We start from the raw sequence: 19,918 nt of genomic DNA, 5'->3' as shown, positions 1-19,918 counted from the left end.
GATTACCAGCGATAATGCGAGAACGCACGGTTGGCGTCAGCCATCTTGTGCGTGTCTTCGCGCTTCTTGACCGCGGAACCACGGTTGTTGGATGCATCGAGAAGCTCGCCCGACAGTCGGTCGACCATGGTCGTTTCGTTGCGCTTGCGCGCGGCAGCAATCAGCCAGCGGATCGCCAGGGCCTGACGGCGCTCCGGACGGACATCAACCGGAACCTGGTACGTAGCACCACCCACGCGGCGCGAACGGACTTCTACGTGCGGAGCAATGTTGTCCAGAGCCTGATGGAACACACCGAGCGGCTCCTGCTTGGACTTGCCCTGTACGGAGTCAAATGCGCCGTAGACAATGCTTTCAGCGACGGACTTCTTGCCGTCAAGCATGATTGCATTCATGAACTTGGTAACAACCAGATCGCCGAACTTCGGGTCCGGGTTGATCTCGCGCTTTTCTGCTCTGTGACGTCTGGACATACTTCTCGTCTCTTCAATTGTTAAAGGCGCTCTACCACGCGGAGGACCTCGCGCAGCGCCGGGATTTCAAAACCGAATTACTTCGGACGCTTCGCACCGTACTTCGAACGGCGCTGCTTGCGGTTCTTGACACCCTGGGTATCGAGAACGCCGCGAATGATATGGTAACGAACGCCCGGCAAGTCCTTTACGCGGCCGCCACGGATCATGACGACAGAGTGTTCCTGCAGGTTGTGACCTTCGCCCGGAATGTAGCCGATGACTTCAAAGCCATTGGTCAGACGGATCTTGGCGACCTTACGGAGAGCCGAGTTCGGCTTCTTCGGGGTCGTCGTGTAAACGCGGGTGCAAACGCCGCGCTTCTGTGGGTTTTCCTGCAGCGCAGGAACCTTATTACGCTTTACGTTCGCCTGACGCGGCTTGCGGATAAGCTGGTTTACGGTAGGCATTCAACCATCCCTTACGTTTATATCTCAATCCCTTACGGGCGTAACTCGCGCCGTCTCCGGCAAGACCACACGCTTGTCTCAATGCGCAAAACGTGGCCCGATCCGCTTTCGCAGATGGACCACAGAGAGCAGAGGACGCAAAAGAAATGCGTCATGCGTGCAGGCAACATATCTTCAACGTGCGTTTCGAACCTTGTTTGAGGTGATCTCCGGGGCGCGTCGCCTCGAATGGCCATGCCTCACATGGGTCCGGATGGCGCGGGTACTACTGGTTTCCCGTCGTCTCGTCAAGGCCGTTAAGAAATAAACTTCGGCGGAACGCCTTGAAACCCGGCCATTGCGCGCTCTTTTGCGGCTTCTAAGGGAATTCGCCACCGGTCGCCAAGATAAACTTGAGCATTGGATCAAAAAGCAGCTATGGAATCACTGACTGCAGCCGCTAAGCGCATGAAATCAGATTCAAATCTCGAATCGAAGGACATCCGATGATTACCGCCCCCGACAACGACAACAATTCCGAAGGACCGATGGTCTTCATCATCATCGGCAAGGGCTATCAGTCCGATGACAGCGACGGCGTCGACCTCCACATAATGCTCAAGGCCGCCGATGACGACAGCGCCGTGCGTGAGGCCCTGAATGCCCTCGCCGAGGAAGGCTTCATCGAGGCCGACCTCGACCAGATCGGCATGCTGACCGAAGTGCCGGAAGAGGAGCCACACGCTTCCGCCTATCAGGGCGCGGTCGACGGCGAAGTCGCGATCATCCGTTTCAGCTGAGACTCCGATGAAGCCGGATGCGCTCAAGGTGCTGAACTATGCCACCTGGCGCAACCGGCTCCCGGTTTTCGACATGCCCCGACGTTCCGGAGCGCGAGCTTCAGGCTCCAGGCGGCACAGTGGAGACCGACGAAGATATAGCCACCGCAGCACTTCGCGAATTCTATGAAGAGACCGGTATCTGACCGGAAACGCCCCTCACCCCTCTTACCGTTCACGACTATTGCTTTGCCAAAGCGGAACCGAGGTTCGGCACCGACGGCACTACTTCCACACTCCCCTCAAGGGCGAACAATCCGCCACCTGGCTGCGTCAGGAAATGACGCCGCTCGCGGCGGTGGTCCAATCCTCTTCCGTTTCTTCTGGCTCAAATTTCGACGACGCCCGAACGTGGCTGGGCTATGGCATGCAGCATGGACTGCCCCTGCTTAGCTGAAACGTCGCACGAACCCAAAACAAAAGCCGCCCGGATCGCTCCGGGCGGCTTTCTTAATTCTGAGAACCAGACTGCCGATTATTCGGCAGCAGGTGCGCTCTCGCCTGCGAGATCCTGCAGCATCGGGGTTGCGACATCCGCACCCGTGCCCTTGCGGCGCTCTTCGAGGATCATCTCGTCGCGCGACGTGGCGATGCGGCGGATCTGGGTCATCGTGCCACCAGTACCCGCCGGGATCAGGCGACCGACGATGACGTTTTCCTTCAGACCCTGCAAGCCGTCGGTCTTGCCGGCGATCGCAGCTTCCGTGAGAACCTTGGTGGTCTCCTGGAACGACGCAGCCGAGATGAACGACGGTGTCTGCAGCGACGCCTTGGTGATACCGAGCAGAACCGGATCGCCGTAAGCAGGCTTCTTGCCCTGCTCGATCAGTGCATCGTTGACATCTTCGAGCTCGATACGGTCGACGTTGTCGCCGACGATATAGGTCGAGTCGCCTGCATCGGTGATTTCCACCTTCTGCAGCATCTGACGAACAATCACTTCGATGTGCTTGTCGTTGATGACAACGCCCTGCAAGCGATAGACTTCCTGGATTTCGTTGACCAGGTAAGAAGCGAGTGCTTCGACGCCCTTGATCGCCAGGATGTCGTGCGGAGCCGGGTTACCGTCGAGGATGTAATCACCCTTTTCGATATAGTCGCCTTCCTGAAGGTGGAAGGGCTTGCCCTTCGGGATCAGGTATTCGACAGGCTCGACACCGTCTTCCGCCGGCTCGATGATAATGCGACGCTTGTTCTTGTAGTCGCGGCCGAGGCGGATCGTACCATCGATCTCAGCGATGATCGCGTGGTCCTTCGGACGACGAGCTTCGAACAGTTCGGCAACACGCGGCAGACCACCGGTGATGTCCTTGGTCTTGGCGCTTTCCAGCGGCGAACGCGCAAGCACGTCACCCTGGGACACCTTCTGACCGGGCTCGACCGACAGGATCGCATCGACCGACAGCTGGAAGCGTGCATCTGCACCGCGCGGCAGCTTAACGACGTTGCCGCTTGCATCAAGGATGACGATCGCCGGCTTGAGGTCCGAACCGCGCGGGGTCGAACGCCAGTCGATGACCTGACGCTTGGTGATGCCCGTGGATTCGTCGGTCGCTTCGAGAACCGAGAGACCGTCGACAACGTCTTCGAACTGAACGGTACCGGCCACTTCCGTCATCATCGGACGGGTGTAGGGGTCCCACTCTGCCAGACGCTGACCGCGCTTGACCTTGTCGCCTTCGTCGACGTGCAGCTTCGAACCATAAGCAACGCGCTGAGAGGAGCGCTCGACACCACGCTCATCCAGGATCTGGACGGTCATGTTGCGGCCCATCGCGACCAGGACGTTCTCCGAGTTGCGCAGAACGTTGCGGTTCTTGAGCTGGATCGTACCTTCGTACGAGGCTTCCAGGAACGACTGGTCGACCACATTTGCCGTGCCACCAAGGTGGAACGTACGCATGGTGAGCTGCGTGCCTGGCTCGCCGATCGACTGAGCCGCGATAACGCCAACTGCTTCGCCCATGTTGACGGGCGTACCGCGTGCAAGGTCGCGACCGTAGCAAACCGAGCAAACACCGGTCTGCACTTCGCAGGTCAGGGCCGAACGGATGCGGATCGACTGGATACCAGCCTTTTCGATCTCGATGACATCGGGCTCGAGGATCATCTTGCCGGCGTCGACAAGACGCTCGCCGGTAACCGGATGATCGATATCATCCAGGGCCGTACGACCGAGGATACGCGCGCCGAGCGAGGCAACGACCTGACCGGCATCGACGATGGCGGTCATCGTGAGGCCCTTGTCGGTACCGCAATCCACGAGGTTGACGATGCAATCCTGTGCGACGTCGACGAGACGACGGGTCAGGTAACCGGAGTTAGCCGTCTTCAGCGCGGTGTCTGCCAGACCCTTACGGGCACCGTGCGTCGAGTTGAAGTACTCGTTGACTGTCAGACCTTCCTTGAAGTTCGACGTGATCGGCGTTTCGATAATTTCACCCGACGGCTTGGCCATGAGGCCGCGCATGCCGCCCAGCTGACGCATCTGGTTCGGTGAACCACGGGCACCCGAGTGCGACATCATGTAGATGGCGTTCATCGGCTTCTGACGACCGGTGTTCGGATCGAACTCGACAGCCTTAATGCGGGCCATCATGTCTTCAGCGACCTTTTCGGTTGCCTTGCCCCAGGCGTCAACGACCTTGTTGTACTTCTCGCCCTGAGTGATCAGGCCGTCGTTGTACTGCTGCTCGTATTCCTTGACCAGGTTTTCGGTGTCGCCAACGATCTTTGCCTTGGTTTCCGGAATGACCATGTCGTCCTTGCCGAACGAAATACCGGCGCGGCAGGCATGGCTGAAGCCGAGCTGCATGATGCGGTCGCAGAAAATGACCGTGTCCTTCTGGCCGCAATGGCGGTAGACCGTGTCGATCATCTTGGAGATGTTCTTCTTGGTCATTTCCTGGTTGCAGACGTCGAAGGTCACCTTGCCGTTCTTCGGCAGGAGCTCGCCGATGAGCAAGCGGCCCGGCGTCGTTTCGTAAATCTTAGAGTACGGCTTGCCGTCCTCGTCGATCGACTTGAAGCGACCGCGGATCTTGGTGTGCAGCGTAACGGTTTTGGTTTCTAGCGCATGATGCAGTTCGCCGAGGTCGGAGAAGGCCATGCCTTCGCCCGGCTCGTTCTGATTCATGATCGCGAGGTAGTACAGGCCGAGAACCATGTCCTGCGACGGAACGATGATCGGTGCACCGTTTGCAGGGTGCAGGATGTTGTTCGTCGACATCATCAGAACGCGGGCTTCAAGCTGGGCTTCGAGCGACAGTGGCACGTGAACGGCCATCTGGTCACCGTCGAAGTCGGCATTGAAGGCCGTGCAGACGAGCGGATGCAACTGGATCGCCTTGCCTTCGACCAGGATCGGTTCGAAGGCCTGGATGCCCAGGCGGTGCAACGTCGGTGCGCGGTTCAGGAGAACCGGATGCTCGCGAATGACCTCGTCGAGGATATCCCAAACTTCCGGCTTTTCCTTTTCAACCAGCTTCTTGGCCTGCTTGACGGTCGAGGAGTAACCCTTGGCGTCGAGGCGGGCGTAGATGAACGGCTTGAAGAGTTCGAGCGCCATCTTCTTCGGAAGACCGCACTGGTGCAGCTTCAGTTCCGGACCTGTCACGATGACCGAACGACCGGAATAGTCGACGCGCTTGCCGAGCAGGTTCTGACGGAAGCGGCCCTGCTTGCCCTTCAGCATGTCGGACAGCGACTTCAGCGGACGCTTGTTGGCGCCGGTGATGACGCGGCCGCGACGGCCGTTATCGAACAGCGCATCTACAGATTCCTGCAGCATGCGCTTTTCGTTGCGGATGATGATACCCGGAGCGCGCAGTTCGATCAGGCGCTTCAGACGGTTGTTACGGTTGATGACGCGACGATACAGATCGTTGAGGTCCGACGTTGCGAAACGGCCGCCATCGAGCGGAACCAGCGGACGCAGGTCCGGCGGGATGACCGGAACGACCTTCATGATCATCCATTCCGGACGGTTGCCGGACTCCATGAAGTTCTCGACGATCTTCAGGCGCTTCATCAGCTTCTTCTGCTTGAGATCCGACGTGGTGTCGGCAAGCTCGGAGCGCAGATCGCCAGCGATCTTTTCGAGGTTCATCGAGGCCAGCATCTCGTAGATCGCTTCAGCACCGATCATGGCCGTGAATTGGTCTTCGCCGTATTCGTCGACGGCGAGCATGTACTCTTCTTCCGAGAGGAGCTGGTGCTCCTTGAGAGCAGTCAAGCCCGGCTCGGTGACGATGTAGTTTTCGAAGTAGAGAACGCGCTCGACATCCTTCAGCGTCATGTCGAGCAGCGTCGAAATACGGCTCGGCAGCGACTTCAGGAACCAGATGTGGGCAACGGGAGCTGCGAGCTCGATGTGGCCCATGCGCTCACGGCGAACGCGCGACAGCGTGACTTCGACGCCGCACTTTTCGCAGATGATGCCCTTGTACTTCATGCGCTTGTACTTACCGCACAGGCACTCGTAGTCCTTGATCGGTCCGAAGATACGCGCGCAGAAGAGACCGTCGCGTTCCGGCTTGAACGTACGGTAGTTGATGGTTTCCGGCTTCTTGATCTCACCGTAAGACCAGGAAAGAATCTTCTCCGGAGAAGCAATCGAAATCCGGATGGAATCGAAGTTCTGTGCAGGCACCTGCGGATTGAAAAGATTCATGACCTCTTGGTTCATGCCTGTCTCCTTCATGGGCGAATGCGCCCTTATCTTGCATGGACGGCGGCAAATCCCGGGAGCCGCGCCAACGCTCAAAACGACAATAACCGCAGAATGCGGCGAAATCGTCCCTGCCCGGCCGACACATACGGGGCCAGAGCGGGAACGGTGTGCGCTGCATGACAGCGCACACCCTATTGGTGGTTACTCGGCAGCGTCCGGCAACTGGCTGGCCTGCTGCTCCTCGACCTTCGAATTCTCGAGTTCGACGGAGAGACCCAGCGAGCGCATTTCCTTGACGAGAACGTTGAAGCTTTCCGGAATACCGGCTTCGAACGTATCGTCGCCACGGACGATGGCTTCGTAGACCTTGGTACGGCCGGCGACGTCGTCCGACTTGACCGTAAGCATTTCCTGCAGCGTGTAGGCCGCACCGTATGCTTCCAGAGCCCAGACTTCCATTTCGCCGAAGCGCTGACCGCCGAACTGCGCCTTGCCGCCCAGCGGTTGCTGGGTAACGAGCGAGTAAGGACCGATCGAACGAGCGTGGATCTTGTCGTCAACCAGGTGGTTCAGCTTCAGCATGTAGATGTAGCCAACCGTGACCTGGCGGTCGAACTGCTCGCCGGTACGGCCATCGTACAGGGTCGACTGACCGCTTTCCTTGAGCCCAGCCAGAGCCAGCATAGCGTTGACGTCACCTTCATGCGCACCGTCGAAGACCGGCGTTGCAATCGAAACGCCGCGCTTCCACTGGTCAGCCAGACGCAGGACCGAGTCATCGTCGAAGTCCTTGACCTGTTCCGCCTTCGGACCGTCGCCGACAACGTCGCCGATCGTCTTGCGCAGAGGCTCGATGTTGCCGCTCGCCCTGTAGGCTTCCAGCATGTCGCCGATCTGGCGGCCCATGCCGGCGCAAGCCCAGCCGAGATGCGTCTCGAGGATCTGACCGACGTTCATGCGCGAAGGCACGCCCAGCGGGTTCAGAACGACGTCAACATGCGTGCCATCTTCCAGGAACGGCATATCTTCGACCGGAACAATGCGCGACACGACACCCTTGTTGCCGTGACGGCCGGCCATCTTGTCGCCTGGCTGGATCTTGCGCTTAACAGCAACGAAGACCTTGACCATCTTCATGACGCCCGGAGGCATTTCGTCGCCGCGCTGGACCTTCTCGACCTTGTCCATGAAGCGCTGTTCAAGGCGCGACTTGGATTCGTCGTACTGGCCGCGGAGCGCTTCGAGTTCGCCCTGGACCTTTTCGTCTTCGACGGCAAACATCCACCACTGCGAGCGGGGATATTCGGAAACGACGTTGTTCGCCAGTTCCGTGCCCTTCTTGAAGCCCTTCGGGCCGGCAATCGCGACCTGACCGCGCAGCATGTCGACCAGACGACCGTAGACGTTACGGTCGAGGATCGCCTGCTCGTCGTCGCGGTCCTTTGCAAGACGCTCGATCTCTTCGCGCTCGATAGCCATCGCGCGCTCGTCCTTCTCAACGCCGTGGCGATTGAAGACGCGGACTTCGACGATCGTGCCGTAGGTGCCGGGCGGCATGCGCATCGACGTGTCGCGGACGTCGGAAGCCTTTTCACCGAAGATGGCGCGCAGGAGCTTTTCTTCCGGCGTCATCGGGCTTTCGCCCTTCGGCGTGATCTTGCCGACGAGGATATCGCCCGGCTGAACTTCGGCACCGATGTAGACGATACCTGCTTCGTCGAGGTTCTTCAGCGCTTCTTCCGAAACGTTCGGAATGTCGCGCGTGATTTCTTCCGGACCAAGCTTGGTGTCACGGGCCATCACTTCGAACTCTTCGATGTGGATGGAGGTGAACACGTCGTCAGCAACGATACGCTCGGAGAGCAGGATCGAGTCTTCGTAGTTATAACCGTTCCACGGCATGAACGCGACGAGCGCGTTGCGGCCGAGTGCGAGATCGCCCAGATCCGTCGACGGGCCGTCGGCGAGGATGTCGCCGCGGTTGACAACGTCACCGACGGTGACCAGCGGACGCTGGTTGACGCAGGTGTTCTGGTTCGAACGCTGGAACTTCTGCAGGCGGTAGATATCGACGCCGGACTTGCCAGCTTCGAGGTCTTCCGTCGCACGGATAACGATACGCGTCGCGTCGACCTGGTCGACTACGCCGCCGCGGCGGGCGCCGATAGCAGCACCGGAGTCGCGAGCGACGACCGGCTCCATGCCGGTGCCGACGAACGGAGCTTCAGCGCGTAGCAACGGAACGGCCTGACGCTGCATGTTCGAGCCCATGAGAGCGCGGTTGGCGTCGTCGTTTTCCAGGAACGGGATGAGCGCCGCAGCGACCGAAACGACCTGCTTCGGCGAAACGTCCATCAGGTTCATGCTGTCGCGCGGAGCGAGCATAACTTCGCCAGCGTGACGGCAAACGACGAATTCGTCGGTGAAGGAACCGTCGGCGCCGAGCTCGGCGTTCGCCTGTGCGACGTAGTACTTCGCTTCCTCCATGGCGGAGAGATAAAGAACGTCGTTCGTTACCTTGCCATCGACGATGCGGCGGTACGGGCTTTCGATGAAACCGTACTTGTTGACGCGCGCGAAGGTCGCAAGAGAGTTGATCAGACCGATGTTCGGGCCTTCCGGCGTTTCGATCGGGCAAATACGGCCGTAGTGGGTCGGGTGAACGTCGCGGACTTCGAAGCCTGCGCGCTCGCGGGTAAGACCGCCCGGGCCAAGAGCCGAGAGACGGCGCTTGTGGGTGATTTCCGAAAGCGGGTTTACCTGGTCCATGAACTGCGACAGCTGCGACGAGCCGAAGAATTCACGGACGGCAGCTGCTGCCGGCTTCGCGTTGATCAGATCCTGCGGCATGACCGTGTCGATTTCGATCGAGGACATACGTTCCTTGATCGCGCGCTCCATGCGGAGCAGGCCGAGACGGTACTGGTTTTCCATCAGCTCGCCGACGGAGCGAACGCGGCGGTTGCCGAGGTTGTCGATGTCGTCGATCTCGCCCTTGCCGTCGCGCAGTTCGACCAGCATCTTGACCACGGCCAGGATGTCGTCCTTGCGCAGGATGCGGACAGTGTCTTCGACGCTGAGGTCGAGACGCATGTTCATCTTGACGCGGCCAACGGCGGAGAGATCGTAACGCTCCGCATCGAAGAACAGCGAGTTGAACATGGCTTCGGCCGAGTCCATGGTCGGCGGTTCACCCGGACGCATGACGCGGTAGATGTCGAACAGAGCGTCCTGACGGTTCTCGTTCTTGTCGGCGTTCAGCGTGTTGCGGATGTAGGCGCCGACATTGATGTGGTCGATGCCGAGAACCGGGATCTCTTCGAAGCCGTGCGACAGGATGACAGCGAGCGTCTTCTCGTCGATTTCATCGCCGGCCTCGAGGTAGATTTCACCCGTCGAGTAGTTGACGATGTCTTCGGCAAGGTAGTTGCCGTACAGGTCTTCGTCGGCTGCCTTCAGAGCCTTGAGGCCCTTGTCGGCGAGCTGGCGGAGCAGACGCGGGGTCAGCTTCTTGCCGGCTTCGACAACGACTTCGCCGGTGTCGGCGTCGACCATTTCGGTAATCGCCTTGGCACCCTTGAGGGTCTCAGGCGTAAACGGAATACGCCAGCCCTTGCCGTCGCGCTTATAGTCGGACTTCGTGTAGAAGGTCGACAGAATCTCTTCGCCGTCCATGCCGAGCGCCATCAGCAGCGAGGTCACAGGGATCTTGCGGCGACGGTCGATACGGGCATAGACGATGTCCTTGGCGTCGAACTCGATGTCGAGCCAGGAACCGCGATACGGGATAACACGAGCGGCAAACAGAAGCTTGCCGGACGAGTGGCTCTTGCCCTTGTCGTGATCGAAGAACACGCCCGGCGAACGGTGCATCTGGGACACGATAACGCGCTCGGTGCCGTTGACGATGAACGTACCGTTGTTGGTCATGAGCGGCATGTCGCCCATGTAGACGGACTGTTCCTTGATGTCCTTGATGGACTTCGCGCCCGTATCCTCGTCGATATCGAACACGATCAGACGGAGAGTAACCTTCAGCGGCGCGGCGTAGGTCAGGTCGCGCTGGCGGCATTCGTCGACGTCGAACTTCGGCGGCTCGAATTCGTAGGACACGAATTCCAGCATAGAAGCGCCGGAGAAATCCGTGATCGGGAAAACGGACTTGAAGACAGCCTGAAGGCCCTCGTCAGGGCGACCGCCCTTGGGCTCTTCAACCATCAGGAATTGATCATACGATGCCTTCTGAACCTCGATGAGGTTCGGCATTTCTGCGACTTCTGGGATCTTACCGAAAAACTTGCGTACGCGCCTACGACCATTGAACGAAAGGGTCTGAGCCATCGTCGCTCCTTCAAAATTGCATCCGGGCCTGCAACGGACGGGAACCGATGGCCAGTCGACCCCGTCAATCATGAGTAATTCAATCTCGTCTCACTTCCCAAAATCACGAGGCCGGATTGCCTTCGCGTCTCGGTTCGAGACCATCCTCTTGAAGAACCCATTACCCAAAAGCCGTTTTCACGCGGCTTTTGGGTAATTTGTTCTACAAAACGGCAAATGGGAGGCGGGAAACCCCACCTCCCAGATGCAGTCGAAGATTACTTAACGTCGGCCTTAGCGCCAGCGTCTTCAAGCTTCTTCTTGATGTCAGCGGCTTCAGCCTTGGAAACGCCTTCCTTGACAGCCTTCGGAGCGGCCTCAACGAGGTCCTTAGCTTCCTTCAGGCCGAGACCGGTGATGGCGCGGACTTCCTTGATGACGTTGATCTTGTTAGCGCCGGCGTCAGCCAGGATAACGTCAAACTCGGTCTTTTCTTCTTCAGCAGCAGCAGCAGCGCCTGCACCGCCAGCAACGGCAGCAACAGCTACCGGAGCAGCAGCGGAAACGCCCCACTTTTCTTCGAGAAGCTTGGAAAGCTCTGCTGCTTCCAGAACGGTCAGCGAGGAGAGGTCGTCTACGATCTTTGCGAGATCAGCCATGTTATCAGTTCCTTTTGTTCGGTTCGAACCGGTTGTTTATAAACAGCAAAAAACCGCCTTATGCGGCTTCGTCCTTCTTGGCGTAAGCCGAAAACACGCGAGCAAGCTGGCTTGCCGGTGCTGCAACAACGCCTGCGATGCGGGTAGCCGGTGTCTGGATCATGCCCAGCAGCTTCGCGCGCAGTTCGTCCAACGAAGGCAGGGTCGCAAGCGACTTGACTGCGTCAGCGTTGAGCGTCGTTGTTCCCATGGCGCCGCCCAAAACAACGATCTTATCGTTGGTCTTGGCGAAATCCACGACGACTTTCGGAGCGGTGATCGGGTCATTGCTGTATGCAATGAGCGTCTGACCGGTGAAGAGACCAGAGATCCCTTCCGCTTCCGTACCCTGAAGGGCGATTTTGGCCAGGCGGTTCTTCGCGACTTTGACGGTACCGCCAGCTGCGCGCATCTTGGAACGGAAGTCGTTCATCTGCGCGACTGTAGCACCAGCATAGTGGGCCACGACAACCGAGCCCGAAGCCTTGAAGACTTCGTTCAGTTCCGTGACGAATTCGCGTTTTTCCGCTCTTTCCACTGCCTATCTCCAGTTGGCAGGACCTTTTCACGGGCCCTACCGGGTTGCCTTTTGCCTCCTGGGATCAGAAGCGATCCCAAGCGACGCTTGAGGATCCTGTCCCCTCGCGCTTCGCGCCAAAGAAAGGCCGAAGGCACAAGGCATCCAAGGCTCGAACCAAATTCCTAGAAGCAAAACTTCATGCAATTCGGGTCTTACCCGTCTCATGCAGGCCAAGTGATTAAGGGAAAACCACCTGCAATCTCGGACAGGATTCCGGATTTCTCCGGAATATTCCGGCCCCTTGCGAGGCCGGAATTCTTGAACCGGGCCGAAGCCCGGCGAATTTATTAAGCGGCCGGGGCCGTAACGGACGATGGGTCGATCTTGACGCCCGGGCCCATGGTCGAAGAAATCGCTACGCGCTTGACGTAGTTGCCCTTGGCGCCAGTCGGCTTTGCCTTGATGACGGCGTCAGCGAAGGCGCGGATGTTTTCTTCCAGAGCCTTTGCATCGAAGGATGCCTTGCCGATACCAGCGTGGACGATACCAGCCTTTTCGACGCGGAACTCGACAGCGCCGCCCTTGGAAGCCTTAACGGCACCAGCAACGTCCATCGTAACCGTACCAACCTTCGGGTTCGGCATCATGCCACGCGGGCCGAGAACCTTACCGAGGCGGCCGACGAGCGGCATCATGTCCGGGGTCGCGATGCAACGATCGAAATCGATCTTGCCGCCCTGGACGATTTCGACGAGCTCTTCAGCGCCGACGATATCTGCGCCAGCTGCCTTGGCTTCATCAGCCTTGGCGCCACGAGCGAAGACAGCGACGCGAACGTCACGGCCGGTGCCGTTCGGCAGGTTGACAACGCCGCGGACCATCTGGTCTGCGTGACGCGGGTCAACGCCGAGGTTCATGGCGACTTCGATGGTTTCATCGAACTTCGCGACAGCACGTTCCTTGACCATGCCGATAGCAAGGTTCAGAGCGTAGAGCTTTGTGGGATCAACACCTTCGTTGATCTTCTTGGTGCGCTTGCCAGCCATGGTCTTATCCTACCACTTCCAGGCCCATGGCGCGGGCAGAGCCCTCGATCATCGCCATTGCACCTTCGATATCCGCTGCGTTCAGATCCTTCATCTTGGCTTCTGCGATCGTCTTGATCTGAGCCTTGGTGAGCTTGCCGACGGTAGCGCCCTTGCCAGGCGTCTTCGAACCAGACGTGATCTTCGCTTCCTTCTTCAGCCAGTAGCTGACCGGAGGCTGCTTCATCGCGAAGGTGAAGGACTTGTCCTGGTAATAGGTGATGACGACCGGGATCGGCATACCCTTTTCCATTTCCTGCGTAGCGGCGTTGAACGCCTTGCAGAATTCCATGATGTTAATGCCACGCTGACCAAGCGCCGGGCCGATCGGCGGGGACGGGTTTGCCGATCCTGCCTTGACCTGAAGCTTGAGCTGGCCTGCAACTTTCTTAGCCATATCTCTCTGCCTTTCATTGGTGACCGGTTGCCCGGCCAGTGATGCCGGATTTCTCCGGCGGCTGCGGTTGCGTGGTGCGGATCACAGGCCCGGCTAAGACCCCTCACCTTCCACGCGGTTTGCGGCTTCCGCCGCAAGGAAATAAGTCACTAGTGACTTACTTCCGAGCTCAGACCTTCTCGACCTGAGCGTATTCCAGTTCGACCGGCGTAGCGCGGCCGAAGATAGACACTTCAACCTTCAGGCGCGAACGCTCTTCGTCCACATCCTGAACCGTGCCATTGAACGAAGCGAACGGGCCATCGGAAACGCGAACCTGCTCGCCGATCTCGAAGGTAACGGATGCCTTCGGCCGCTCGACGCCTTCCTGAACCTGACCGAGAATGCGCTCGGCCTCATGATCCGGAATCGGAACGGGCTTGTTATCGGAGCCCAGGAAACCAGTGACCTTCGGCGTGTTCTTGATCAGGTGATAGGCTTCATCCGTGAGATTGGCACGAACAAGAACGTAACCCGGGAAGAACTTGCGTTCGGAATCGACCTTGCGACCGCGACGCACTTCAACCACCTTCTCAGTCGGGACGAGAATCCGTTCGAACAAATGCTCGAGGCCCTTCTGGCGAGCCTTATTCTCGATGTCTTCCGCGACCTTCTTCTCAAAATTCGAATACGCGTGGACGATGTACCAACGTGCCGCCATGTTACTACTCCACCCGATCAATTGCCGACGTTAAGCACGAAGCTCAACAGCCAGCCAATCAGCTGGTCAGCGGCAAAAAAGAACAGCGCGGCAAAGATCACCATTACAAGCACCATGACCGTCGAGATCATCGTCTCGCGGCGCGACGGCCAGGTAACTTTCGACGTCTCGGAGCGAACCTGCTGTAGAAACGCAAACGGATTAGATTTGGATGCCATCGACTGCCCACGCAATTACGGCGCGTAAAGCTGAACATATCAGCCCCACGCACCGCGTGTCTGTTGAACCCTACATAAACATCGATTCCCAATTGCACAAGAGGGAAACCGAAGTTTAGCGAACTTAGCCATACGTCGCCTTTCCGTCCGAGCGGCTGCGCAATATCCGCGCTACTCGTTCAAGAAAGATGGCAGGGGCAGAGGGGCTCGAACCCACGACCTGCGGTTTTGGAGACCGCCGCTCTACCAACTGAGCTATACCCCTTTACGCTTTACATTCAGCTTCTTGGCCGACCGGCCGCGAAGCACAATTGCAAGCATGGCGCTCCCTTTAAGGCGAGAGCGCAGGATTGGCAAGTGCGTTTTTCGATTTTTCCAATCCTGCATCACCGGCAAGGCTTCCGATCAGGCCTTCACGTATTTGCGCCAGTCGTGCTCTTCCTTGAAGCCAAGTACTTCGCGGATCTTTCGGTTGGAGAGCAGGCCTTCATATTCGCCGATCTCCCGCGTGAACGGCACATCAGGATAGAATCGCCTGGCGAGTTCCTTCGACGGGGTATTGGCCGAAACGGTGTCGTTCGCCGCGTTGAACACCTGATAGCCGAGCCCGTCCTTCTCGATGCAGAGATGGCAAATCTGCCCCAGATCGCGGGCATCGATATAGCTCCAGGCGATTCGCTTGCGCATCTCCGGATTGGCAAAGTAGGTCGGAAACCGTTCGTACTCGTGTGGCTCGATAACGTTGCCAATGCGCAAGGCGTAAATGTCGAAGCCAGAGCGCTCCGCAAAGGCACGGGCCGTCTTCTCATTCACCACTTTGGAGAGGCCGTAGGAATCCATCGGGTTGACGTCGTAGTCCTCCTCCAATGGAAACTGGTGGAAGTCACGATGACCTTCGGCAAAACAGACGCCGTAGGTCGTCTCGCTGGAAGCGACGATGATCTTCCGGACGCCGAGCTTCACCGCCGCCTCGATGACATTATAGGTGCCCATCGTGTTGATGCGGAAGGTCTCGTTGTCGGGCTTGATGAGGATGCGCGGGATCGCCGCGAAATGCACGACGGCATCAAATGGCTGGACGCCCCTGCCCGCATCGAGATCAGGAAAGTCCCGATGCATAGAAAGCGCATTGAAGACCTGGCCGCTGTCGGTGATGTCGGCGATCAGATTGGTCACGCCGGGGCTATCAAGCGGCACCAGGTCGACGTTGTGAACCTCATAACCTGCGTTGACCAACCACGGCACTGCATGACGCCCTGCCTTGCCCGAACCGCCAGTGAAGAGAATGCGCTTTTTCATCATGTCCTCCCATACGAAATCGGAAGGATAGATAAAGCCTTTGCAATCAAGCGCAAGGCCATCGCTGGTGTCGCGTTCTCACACAGGTTCAAGTCGATATTGCAGCCTAGCTTCGAAGCGCCTTGTTCAGACGATCCCATTTTCTCTTGACCGAATGGGCGATGCGGTTGAGGCGTCGATCCATTCTGGTCCGCAGCCGAGCATTGGCCCAAGGTGTCTTGGAGCGATATTCCAGGAACGTTGCCTTCTCAGGATGAATGCAATAGGTCGTGTTCGGTTTCGCGTGGGTGAAGTGAATGATGCGGACATCACTCGGAATACTCTTGGCGTGCTGATGATTCCACTTCGGCTCCAAGGCAATGGTTTGGCCCTCAGCCAGAAGATTGAGCACGTCTTGGTCCGGAAAACCGAAAGTACCGCCGCGAAGGAGTTCGACGGCCCGCCTTGTAAGGTTTTGCTTCTGCCATTCACCGACGTTCAGCAGAACCACGCCGGAATTAAGATAGAAGGCAGTTTCCGGGCGACCGAGTTGCCGATTGTGCCGGGATGGCCCACCGAGAGCCGCAGCGACCGCACTCGACATATCCATATCCTGCAGCGGTCGCAGGCTACCCTTAATCATAGTGTCAGCGTCGAGATAGAGAAGATTGCCCCGATCCGATGGCAGCAGCGCCGGCAGGAAGAGGCGCGCATAGACGACCCTGCTCCAATTCGACGTTGTCTTTAGCCCATCGATATGCTGAACAGTGCTGTCGTCTAGATCGTAGAAATTGATCTGACGCGAGGCGCACGCCTGGATCTTGTTCTTGTCGGATTGCCTCAGGCCATCCCCGATGACCCATAGCTCTGCATCTGGAACGTCACCATTTACCTCCAGGGAATAAAGCATCACGCCAGCCAACTCGGCGAAGCGGCGATCAATAGCGCATGCAATAATCACTTACCTGAATACCCCAAGTCAGCGCACGGCGCGGCCCTAAGCAGCCAGCCATGCCTTCCATCACTTAGTTTGAGCCGTCCCACAAACGCAAGGGGGCTGGAACATCATGACAATGTCCCAGCCCCAACGCATAGGCCCCGCTGCTTCCGGCGGAGCTTCTAGATCCGGATAATCCGAAGCTTACTCGACGATCGAAGCGACGATGCCGGCGCCGACGGTACGGCCGCCTTCGCGGATCGCGAAGCGCAGCTTCTCTTCCATCGCGATCGGAACGATCAGCTCGACGGCAACCGTGACGTTGTCGCCAGGCATAACCATTTCCGTGCCTTCCGGAAGCGAAACAATGCCGGTCACGTCAGTCGTACGGAAGTAGAACTGCGGACGGTAGTTCGTGAAAAACGGCGTATGACGGCCGCCTTCTTCCTTCGTCAGGATGTAGGCTTCTGCCATGAACTTCTTGTGCGGCTTGACAGAGCCCGGCTTGCACAGGATCTGACCACGCTCAACGCCGTCACGGTTCACACCGCGAACCAGAGCGCCGATGTTGTCGCCAGCCTGGCCCTGGTCGAGCAGCTTGCGGAACATTTCAACGCCGGTAACCGTCGTCTTCGAGGTCGGGCGGATGCCGACGATTTCGACTTCTTCGCCAACCTTGACGATGCCACGCTCGACGCGGCCGGTCACAACCGTACCACGGCCCGAGATCGAGAACACGTCTTCGATCGGCATCAGGAACGGCTGGTCGATCGGACGCTCAGGCGTCGGGATGTAGGCGTCAACAGCAGCCATCAGCTCGCGGATCGCGTCTTCGCCGATCTTCTTGTCAGAGTCTTCCAGAGCAGCAAGAGCCGAGCCCTTGATGACCGGAATGTCGTCGCCCGGGAAGTCGTAGGACGACAGCAGTTCGCGAACTTCCAGTTCGACGAGCTCGAGGAGCTCGGCGTCGTCAACCTGGTCAACCTTGTTGAGGAACACGACGATCGCCGGAACGCCAACCTGACGAGCGAGCAGGATGTGCTCGCGGGTCTGCGGCATCGGGCCGTCAGCAGCCGAGCAAACCAGGATCGCGCCGTCCATCTGAGCGGCACCGGTGATCATGTTCTTGACGTAGTCGGCGTGGCCGGGGCAGTCAACGTGAGCATAGTGACGGTTCGGGGTCTCGTACTCGACGTGTGCCGTCGAAATGGTGATGCCGCGCGCCTTTTCTTCCGGAGCAGCGTCGATCTGGTCGTACGCCTTGAACTCGCCGAAGTACTTCGTGATCGCTGCCGTCAGAGACGTCTTGCCGTGGTCAACGTGGCCGATCGTGCCGATGTTAACGTGCGGCTTGTTGCGCTCAAACTTACTCTTTGCCATTTGAATGCTTCCTGTGAACGAAATGGATGACCCCGGCGAACCGGTTTAGTGCCGCCGTTTAAGGCTTTCGGGGAAATTGCGCAAGACCTAATTGCGGACCGTATTCCTAGCCCGATTCCCCGTATGCCGGCGCATATGGGAAGCGGGCATGCATTCGGCAATATCTACTGCAGATGGCAGTGAGGAGATATTCGCGAAGAGCGGGCGCAGTGCAGCCAAGGATATGATACTACTTCATTTGCCGTCCTGGCGGGGAAGCACTATCTGGAGATTGGGCATGGAACCTAAGGAAATTGCAAAACGATCCGCAGGCAACTTTCTGATCTTTGCAGGCTGTGCATTCATCTTGTGGATTCTTGCGGCTTCGATTGACTGGGTCGCACAGGTATTGCGCCTGTCCTCGCCTGAGCGTCTTCCGGCTCTGGCAACCTCTATCGTCAACTCATCAACACTGCAGGCAATCGTTGCCATATGGCTGCTCACCGCCGCATTCGCGATCGCCTTCCCAAAAATGCTGACGCCGCTTTCGGCCACCACAGCCCTGATGTTCGACGTGGGATATGGCATCCTCGGCGCCCTGGCCGGCTTCGGCATCGCCATCGGCCTTTTCGGCGGCGGCTGGTCGATCCTGCTGCGCGCGGTCATCTACAGCGCGATCATCGCCATCGGCTTCATTGCCGTCCGCATGTGGCTTTCAAGGGAAGACCTGAGCGCCAGCGGACAGAGGCGCTGGACGATTGCCGGAATCATCGCGCTGGCTTCGCCGTTTGTGCTGCTGTGGGGCTAGAGGTACGCATTTGCGACAGCGCAGCTTGGTGGGTAGCGGGATTCGAACCCGCGTATTCAGCTGGGAAGGCTTTGGGTGAATTACTAATCATCCGATGCGGTCGCAGGCGTCAACGGGCAATAGGTCGTGCCATTCGATAAACAAGGCTTGCTCGACGCCACTCGCTAGCAAGCAACACGATCGTGATCCCCGTCATTTCGAAGAACCAGAGCCACTTGAAGCCAAAGAGGCGGCTACTGAGGAAGTGGTCGAAATGATGAAAAGATGCAGCGCGAATTAGTACGTAGCCCAGCACGAACGTTGAACCGACAAGCGCCAGCCAAGTCTCACGTGGTGATTTTCTTGCCCAAAAAAGTAAAGCAGGTACCGCGGCTGCGCATGCGGCCACGATGCCGATGATAAAGTAAACCTGCACAGTCCGACGCATCTCATACCACCCGCCGGAATGGGCTACCACACGGCCGAGTTCGGTCATTGCTGACTGAAGATCGAGTTGCTTATTTATCCCGAGAAGGAAAAATACCACGGAGATCGCACGCCAGATGGAGCCGTCGGATTGCTGGTTCGGATCTTGTCGAAAGACGACGCCCTTTGTTTTCCAGCAGCTTATGCCAGCAAGCAAGTATAAGGCGACGGTAATCCAGCCACCGATCGTGGGGTCGCCGATGCTGGGTTGCCAATTAAAAATCTCTGCCACTCGCGATCCCCACGATGCGTGCGAAGCACTTCATCCAGGTTCATTGTTCGCGGTTTCCGCTCCGCACGCCAAGTTCGTCTTTGGTGGTACTTCAGTCGAAAGCAAGACTGAGCCGGCATCCTCGCGCCTCGGAATGCGTCGGAGATAGCGGAATAGCTTTCGCCTTAAGCAGGGCAAGGTTCGGCAGCCCTCGCGCGCCGAAGAGCGCAAGTGAAATGAGGTGACACGGAGCGACACGCGGTATTGCTGAGTGGCCGGAAAAACTTGGAGCGGGTAGCGGGAATCGAACCCGCGTATTCAGCTTGGAAGGCTGCTGCTCTACCATTGAGCTATACCCGCGGGGTGGTATCCGATCCAATGACGAATGGTGGAGAGAGTTGGATTTGAACCAACGTAGGCTGAGCCAACGGATTTACAGTCCGTCCCCTTTAACCACTCGGGCATCTCTCCAGTTTTTTTCGTCCGGATCGTGAGACCAAGCTCGTCAGA

General features: G+C 58.3%; 17 protein-coding genes and 3 tRNA genes. 3 read left to right on the top strand and 17 right to left on the bottom strand.

What is annotated here, in order from left to right; genetic code table 11:
- Positions 1-2 precede the first annotated feature (2 nt).
- Positions 3-473 carry a 30S ribosomal protein S7 gene (rpsG, locus tag FHX16_RS15280; RefSeq protein WP_016553547.1) on the bottom strand — a complete coding sequence of 157 codons (471 nt, stop codon included), beginning with the start codon at positions 471-473 and terminating at the stop codon, positions 3-5.
- Between the two features lie 77 nt (positions 474-550).
- Complete coding sequence (gene rpsL / locus FHX16_RS15275) at positions 551-922, bottom strand: 30S ribosomal protein S12 (RefSeq protein ID WP_003547537.1); 372 nt, start codon at positions 920-922, stop codon at positions 551-553.
- Positions 923-1,407: 485 nt separating this feature from the next.
- On the opposite strand from rpsL, the gene FHX16_RS15270 reads away from it, so the two are divergent.
- Together FHX16_RS15270 and FHX16_RS31545 are read left to right on the top strand one after the other, a co-directional pair.
- A complete protein-coding gene (locus FHX16_RS15270; protein ID WP_007792012.1) occupies positions 1,408-1,701 on the top strand; it encodes a hypothetical protein in 294 nt (97 codons plus the stop codon).
- A 38-nt stretch (positions 1,702-1,739) separates the two neighbouring features.
- Positions 1,740-1,886 (top strand): NUDIX domain-containing protein, encoded by a 147-nt coding sequence (locus FHX16_RS31545; RefSeq protein WP_405049286.1) that lies wholly within the window; start codon positions 1,740-1,742, stop codon positions 1,884-1,886.
- Between the two features lie 329 nt (positions 1,887-2,215).
- Here the strand turns inward: FHX16_RS31545 and rpoC are convergent, their stop codons facing one another.
- The 12 genes from rpoC to tuf form a co-directional block, all read right to left on the bottom strand.
- Positions 2,216-6,427 (bottom strand): DNA-directed RNA polymerase subunit beta', encoded by a 4,212-nt coding sequence (gene rpoC / locus FHX16_RS15260; protein ID WP_016553545.1) that lies wholly within the window; start codon positions 6,425-6,427, stop codon positions 2,216-2,218.
- A gap of 186 nt (positions 6,428-6,613) precedes the next feature.
- Positions 6,614-10,753, bottom strand: a complete 4,140-nt coding sequence (rpoB, locus tag FHX16_RS15255; protein ID WP_183859270.1) for a DNA-directed RNA polymerase subunit beta — start codon at positions 10,751-10,753, stop codon at positions 6,614-6,616.
- A gap of 257 nt (positions 10,754-11,010) precedes the next feature.
- Positions 11,011-11,391, bottom strand: a complete 381-nt coding sequence (rplL, locus tag FHX16_RS15250) for a 50S ribosomal protein L7/L12 (RefSeq protein ID WP_183759279.1) — start codon at positions 11,389-11,391, stop codon at positions 11,011-11,013.
- A 58-nt stretch (positions 11,392-11,449) separates the two neighbouring features.
- On the bottom strand, positions 11,450-11,968 hold the full coding sequence (gene rplJ / locus FHX16_RS15245; protein ID WP_016553543.1) for a 50S ribosomal protein L10: 519 nt from the start codon (positions 11,966-11,968) through the stop codon (positions 11,450-11,452).
- Positions 11,969-12,297: 329 nt separating this feature from the next.
- Positions 12,298-12,996, bottom strand: a complete 699-nt coding sequence (rplA, locus tag FHX16_RS15240) for a 50S ribosomal protein L1 (protein WP_113363768.1) — start codon at positions 12,994-12,996, stop codon at positions 12,298-12,300.
- A gap of 4 nt (positions 12,997-13,000) precedes the next feature.
- Positions 13,001-13,432 carry a 50S ribosomal protein L11 gene (gene rplK / locus FHX16_RS15235; RefSeq protein ID WP_183859272.1) on the bottom strand — a complete coding sequence of 144 codons (432 nt, stop codon included), beginning with the start codon at positions 13,430-13,432 and terminating at the stop codon, positions 13,001-13,003.
- Positions 13,433-13,601: 169 nt separating this feature from the next.
- Entirely contained in the window at positions 13,602-14,132 is a 531-nt protein-coding gene (gene nusG, locus FHX16_RS15230) for a transcription termination/antitermination protein NusG (RefSeq protein WP_016553540.1), read from the bottom strand.
- Between the two features lie 17 nt (positions 14,133-14,149).
- Complete coding sequence (gene secE, locus FHX16_RS15225) at positions 14,150-14,350, bottom strand: preprotein translocase subunit SecE (protein ID WP_132592284.1); 201 nt, start codon at positions 14,348-14,350, stop codon at positions 14,150-14,152.
- Positions 14,351-14,539: 189 nt separating this feature from the next.
- Positions 14,540-14,615: transfer RNA gene (locus tag FHX16_RS15220), tRNA-Trp, on the bottom strand.
- Between the two features lie 140 nt (positions 14,616-14,755).
- Positions 14,756-15,649, bottom strand: a complete 894-nt coding sequence (locus FHX16_RS15215; protein WP_183859274.1) for an NAD(P)-dependent oxidoreductase — start codon at positions 15,647-15,649, stop codon at positions 14,756-14,758.
- A gap of 106 nt (positions 15,650-15,755) precedes the next feature.
- On the bottom strand, positions 15,756-16,589 hold the full coding sequence (locus FHX16_RS15210; protein ID WP_183859276.1) for a glycosyltransferase family 8 protein: 834 nt from the start codon (positions 16,587-16,589) through the stop codon (positions 15,756-15,758).
- 180 nt (positions 16,590-16,769) lie between these two features.
- Positions 16,770-17,945 (bottom strand): elongation factor Tu, encoded by a 1,176-nt coding sequence (tuf, locus tag FHX16_RS15205; RefSeq protein ID WP_016558834.1) that lies wholly within the window; start codon positions 17,943-17,945, stop codon positions 16,770-16,772.
- A gap of 277 nt (positions 17,946-18,222) precedes the next feature.
- Here tuf and FHX16_RS15200 point away from each other — a divergent pair, with 277 nt between their 5' ends.
- Positions 18,223-18,732 (top strand): hypothetical protein, encoded by a 510-nt coding sequence (locus tag FHX16_RS15200; RefSeq protein WP_183751395.1) that lies wholly within the window; start codon positions 18,223-18,225, stop codon positions 18,730-18,732.
- 109 nt (positions 18,733-18,841) lie between these two features.
- Here FHX16_RS15200 and FHX16_RS15195 read toward each other — a convergent pair whose 3' ends face one another.
- The 3 genes from FHX16_RS15195 to FHX16_RS15185 all read right to left on the bottom strand — a co-directional run bounded on the left by FHX16_RS15195 (position 18,842) and on the right by FHX16_RS15185 (position 19,879).
- Positions 18,842-19,429, bottom strand: coding sequence for a hypothetical protein (locus FHX16_RS15195; protein WP_183859278.1), 588 nt, complete (start codon positions 19,427-19,429; stop codon positions 18,842-18,844).
- Between the two features lie 265 nt (positions 19,430-19,694).
- Positions 19,695-19,768: transfer RNA gene (locus FHX16_RS15190), tRNA-Gly, on the bottom strand.
- Positions 19,769-19,794: 26 nt separating this feature from the next.
- Positions 19,795-19,879: transfer RNA gene (locus tag FHX16_RS15185), tRNA-Tyr, on the bottom strand.
- Positions 19,880-19,918 lie beyond the last annotated feature (39 nt).

This window comes from Rhizobium sp. BK661, from assembly GCF_024808825.1.
GTDB lineage: Bacteria > Pseudomonadota > Alphaproteobacteria > Rhizobiales > Rhizobiaceae > Rhizobium.
Note: the sequence above shows the minus strand (reverse complement) of the source record. Positions and strands in the feature narration are given on the sequence as shown.